At 34.5% G+C, this 2,234-nt stretch carries 3 protein-coding genes; 1 reads left to right on the top strand and 2 read right to left on the bottom strand.

The window, feature by feature from the left end:
* The coding region (locus F6K46_RS39340; protein WP_293118135.1) for a hypothetical protein at positions 1 to 1,260 on the top strand (1,260 nt) is incomplete at its 5' end.
* A gap of 80 nt (positions 1,261 to 1,340) precedes the next feature.
* Here the strand turns inward: F6K46_RS39340 and F6K46_RS39335 are convergent.
* Entirely contained in the window at positions 1,341 to 2,048 is a 708-nt protein-coding gene (locus tag F6K46_RS39335; RefSeq protein WP_293063658.1) for a class I SAM-dependent methyltransferase, read from the bottom strand.
* Positions 2,045 to 2,234: hypothetical protein (locus F6K46_RS39330; protein WP_366664740.1), on the bottom strand; the 190-nt coding region annotated here is incomplete at its 5' end. The genes F6K46_RS39330 and F6K46_RS39335, both read right to left, overlap by 4 nt.

Here is a 2,234-nt window from a genome sequence, read left to right as displayed (position 1 = left end):
TGGATTGATGAGTTTTTACATTTTGCTTTCGGCAGCTATGAGACAACGGCTGAAGCTTGGAACGCTATCAGTCAGTCTATTCTAACGATTAATCATGGACAGACAGGCATTTATATGCTTATTAACTACTGGTTAATGCAGCTCTTTGGTGCTAACATCTTTTGGCTAAGATTTCCCAGTATTTTCTCTGGTTTGGTCTTGTTTTTAGCAGCAATTTATCTGTTCCGTCTTTGGGGCATGCCCTTTCTATGGCAAGTGATTGGTATTCTTGCTCTTTTTGATCAAACTCAGCTAATGTATTTTGTGGGTGAAGCCCGCCCTTATATGCCTTTAGTAACTGCTACGGTTTGTACCTTGGCCTATTACAGTACCCCTTTGCCCCAAAGAACCCGTCCTATTTTTACACTTTTTGGATTATTTTCTATTTTAATGGGCGTACTATTCCACCCTTACTTTTCTGTTTATTGGTTAGCAATTATTGTATTTACATACTTGCAAAAATTAATTCAAACTGGCAAAAAAATTTCCATTAACTCTGTCATTAAACATACGAATATTCCTCTTTGTGTCCTCGGCACAATAGTCTATTTTACTTTGGGATTATTAACTTGGTTACGAGGGCAGCCAGAGTTTACATTCGATCCTTTTTATTGGAGCAAAAAGGATGAGTTAATCACCACTTTTATAGGCTTCAGTCATTTTGAATTCTTACAAAAATTTTTAGAACCATTGCTTATTACCATTTTCGTAATTTTCTCAATTATTATAGTTTATCAAAAACTTAGGAAAGTTTATCTTAAAGAGCTCATCAGTCCTGTTTTTATAATAATTATAGCCTTGGGAATATCTATATTTTTCTCTTATGTCTCTTTTCGGAGTAACTATTGGATTCTACCAAGACAATGGGTAGCTTCAATCTCACTTGTTCCTTTGGCTTTTGTTTGGATTGGGTATATAATTTCACGACTTTTTTATAAAGTTCATATAATTCTAGCTTTTTCATGGATAATGCTTTGTTTTACTCCTATAGTGATTAAATTTCATGAAGTAGCTATTGATAATTATCAAGATATTAGAGAAAGGTTGGCTCAAATTTCGGTAATCTCAAAAGAATCTCAAGATTCGTTTGAGTATTTAGAGTCTATAGAATATTTTGAAAGTAAGTCTCACGAGTATTGGGTGTCTTTAGCTAATAAAAATATTCAACAAGGTGGTAAAGTTTGGAAAGGTTTTAGAAGCTTTTATAGCCCTCCCAAATGAATTAGGAAATGGTTCTATCCAAAAATAATTTTCAGGGTTAATTTTTTAAACTATAAAATTAACCTTTATCATTTTTTTGATCAGGATATTTTTTTTGCTATTAGCAGAATTGATTTTCCTAATCTATATCTTAAGATAGGATCTAACTTTCTAGAGAGAGGAACCATTAAGCTATCCCATACTTGTATTTGTTTTAAAGTTGGTTGACTTTGCTTAAGTATCAGTTTATTAGCTAGACTAGCTAGTAAACCCACACTATCTAAATAGAGACATTTAACAATCTTGAGATTATCTGGTATTATTGCTTTAAGGCTGGATTGACTATAACGACGATAGTGACCAATAGCTGCATCGAAGGGAGTAAACAATCTTTGATGAGCTGGACCTAAAATAACTAAATTTCCATTAGCTTTTAGATGTTGAGACACTTTGATAACTTCTTGATTATCATTGTGGATATGTTCTAAAACATCAAGGTACAAAATTGAATCAAAGAATTGCTCATTAGTCAAACTATCAATAGTGCCATTACGGGCATAACAGTTGATGATACCATTTAAATCAATCGATTGTTCTAGAGCATGGAAAAGCTGATTGTCTGGCTCTAGGCACAACCACTGACTATATTGGGAGCGACAGAGTAAACGGGTGTTGCTTCCTATCCCTGCCCCCACTTCTAAGACATCACCTTTGATATATTTCGTTAATAAGACTCTTATATAGTTTTTCCAATTCTTGGCTTGAGCAAATAGCTCTAACTCTGTCCCGACATAGGTAAACTGGCTCATGGTTTTAAAGGAAAGAAATCATCAACGTAATATTTATAATCGCGAACTGGAATCAAGTTGGACTGATTGCGCGTTGACAGGATGATCAGACTGAAAACAGTTCCGATTAAGACAAGTTGGAACATAGATAGAACTAATAAACCCGACACGTAGGTAGCCCAGCCTGGTATCCCCAATCGGTAAAGA

The sequence above is a fragment of the Moorena sp. SIO3E8 genome (assembly GCF_010692445.1).
GTDB classification, from domain to species: Bacteria; Cyanobacteriota; Cyanobacteriia; order Cyanobacteriales; family Coleofasciculaceae; genus Moorena; species Moorena bouillonii.
The sequence above is the reverse complement of the archived record's forward strand: the minus strand, read 5'-3'. Positions and strand labels throughout refer to the sequence as shown.

Coding starts and splice junctions, on each gene's coding strand:
- F6K46_RS39335 (WP_293063658.1), bottom strand. CDS start 2,048: ATGAGCCAGTTTACCTATGTCGGGACAGAGTTAGAGCTATTTGCTCAA.